Source organism: Haloferax sp. Atlit-6N (assembly GCF_003383195.1).
GTDB lineage: Archaea > Halobacteriota > Halobacteria > Halobacteriales > Haloferacaceae > Haloferax > Haloferax gibbonsii.
Window position 1 is genome coordinate 1 of record NZ_QEQJ01000342.1, and the last position, 454, is coordinate 454.

1 protein-coding gene is annotated in these 454 nt (G+C 59.5%); it reads right to left on the reverse strand.

The features are described from left to right. The coding region (locus DEQ92_RS22655; protein WP_199522988.1) for a hydantoinase B/oxoprolinase family protein at positions 1-435 on the reverse strand (435 nt) is incomplete at its 3' end. Positions 436-454 lie beyond the last annotated feature (19 nt).

Genomic DNA, 454 nt, shown 5'->3' on the forward strand with positions numbered 1-454 from the left:
TTCACCGGATGGGGCTCCTTTACCGCCGTCGTATCCCCAGGAGCCGTATTTGTTGCCGTCGCCCTCGATAGTGATCGTCGAATCACTGAGGAATTTCACCATTCGCTCGTGGCCGTGGCCGCCACGGTGCTCGCCCGCTCCGTGACTCCCCTCACGCAGCCGGTAGTGTTCGATGCGGAGAGGATGTGAGAGTTCGATGTCTTCGACTGGTCGATTCTGGGTGTTGTGCACCAGTGCGTCGACGGCATCCAGTCCGTCCGAGTCGGGACGCCCACCGTAGGCACTCTCGTTGACCTCGATGTACACCCAGTACTCGTCGTTTTCGTCCACGCCAGAGTAACTGATGAAGTAACAGTGGGGCCCGGAGCCGGCGGCGGTCTTTTCCGGAATCGCGTTGCTGAACGCTTTCAAAATCAAGTCGCCCAGGAGGTCCACCTGATTGATTCGGGCGAAC